Below are 1,576 nucleotides of genomic sequence, written 5' to 3'. Positions count from 1 at the left end.
GGGCTCGTTCGGCGCCCTCGTCGAGGGCGGCGAGGTAGCGCTCGGCGTCGAGCGCGGCCGAGCAGCCGGTGCCCGCGGCCGTGACGGCCTGGCGGTAGGTGTGGTCGACCAGGTCGCCGCAGGCGAAGACGCCCTCGACGTTGGTGCGGGTGCTGCGCCCGTCGACGAGCACGTAGCCCTCGTCGTCGAGGTCGACGACGCCGCGGATCAGCTCGTTGCGCGGGTCGTGGCCGATCGCGATGAACAGACCGCTCGCCGGCAGCTCGCTCCGCTCGTCGGTGACGGTGTCGCGCAGCGTCACGCCGCTGACCTTGTCGTCGCCGACGATGCCCTCGACCTGCGCGTTCCAGACGAAGCTGATCTTGTCGTTGGCGAACGCGCGGTCTGCCATGATCTTGCTGGCGCGCAGCTCGTCGCGACGGTGCACGATGGTGACCGACTTGCCGAAGCGCGTCAGGAAGGTCGCCTCCTCCACGGCCGAGTCGCCGCCGCCGACGACCACGATGTCCTGGTCGCGGAAGAACGCTCCGTCACAGGTCGCGCACCACGAGACGCCGCGGCCGGCGAGACGCTTCTCGTCGGGCAGCCCGAGCTCGCGGTAGGCCGAACCCATGGCCAGCACGACGGCGCGGGCGCGGTGGGTGTTGCCGGAGCCGTCGACCACGGTCTTGACCTCGCCCGTCAGGTCGACCGACTCCACGTCGTCGCGCACCAGCTCGGCGCCGAAGCGCTCGGCCTGCGCGCGCATGTTCAGCATCAGGTCGGGGCCCATGATGCCGTTCTGGAACCCGGGGAAGTTCTCCACGTCGGTCGTGTTCATCAGCGCGCCGCCGGCGGTGACCGAGCCCTCGAAGATGAGCGGCTCGAGGTTGGCGCGCGCGGCATAGACGGCAGCGGTGTAGCCGGCCGGTCCGGAGCCGATGATGATGAGGTTCCGCACCCGATTCTGCGTGCCCTCGGTGTGCTCGGTGCTGGCGCTCACGCGGGAGACCCCTTCGTTGGTATGACGTGTGCTCACCCGTGTTCCTTGGCCGGCCGATCGCGACCGCAGCGGGGCGGATGAGGCGACCGGACGTGCATACGGGCTCGTGTGCTGGAACCGATCCTAGGCCAGCATTGTTCCCTGTCCGACGTGGCTGCCCGCGTGGTCAGGCGAGGGTGGTGGGGCCGGCGAGGACCGAGGGCTGGCCGGCACGGCAGGTGCGGTCCACCGCCCAGGCCGTGCTCTTCCCGTCGGTGGTGACCACGACGATCAGCGCGGGTGATCCGTCGAAGGTGCCCAGGTCGACCCACACCTTGTCGGGGCGCGACGGCAGCGAGGCGCCGAGCGTCTGGATGCACTGCGAGAGGTCCGTCTGCGGGCCGAGCTCCTGCACCTGTGGGGCCTGCAGCGCGTCCGAGCGCAACGGAGTGTGGTTGGCCGCCTGCATCGCCCGGGCCTGTTGTGCAAAGCCGGCGCTGGTGTAGCCCTTGCCCGACGCCTCGAAGAAGACCGGGGCGGCGTTCGCCCGGGCGCCCGAGCCCTCCTGCCGGGAGTCGGCCGCCGAGGCGGGCCGGGAGGCGCTCGACGCCGAGG

Annotated in this window: 2 protein-coding genes; both read right to left on the bottom strand. The window is 71.4% G+C overall.

Annotated elements, in window-relative coordinates:
• Nucleotides 1-982 (bottom strand): thioredoxin-disulfide reductase (gene trxB / locus FRW57_RS21420; protein ID WP_420853280.1); only part of this gene is annotated, 982 nt, incomplete at its 3' end.
• 166 nt (nt 983-1,148) lie between these two features.
• On the bottom strand, nt 1,149-1,576 hold a 428-nt coding region (locus FRW57_RS23655; RefSeq protein WP_162529463.1), incomplete at its 5' end, for a hypothetical protein.

Origin of the sequence: Segeticoccus rhizosphaerae (genome assembly GCF_009192725.1) — a bacterium.
In the GTDB taxonomy this organism is placed as follows: domain Bacteria; phylum Actinomycetota; class Actinomycetes; order Actinomycetales; family Dermatophilaceae; genus Segeticoccus; species Segeticoccus rhizosphaerae.
Note: the sequence above shows the minus strand (reverse complement) of the source record. Positions and strands in the feature narration are given on the sequence as shown.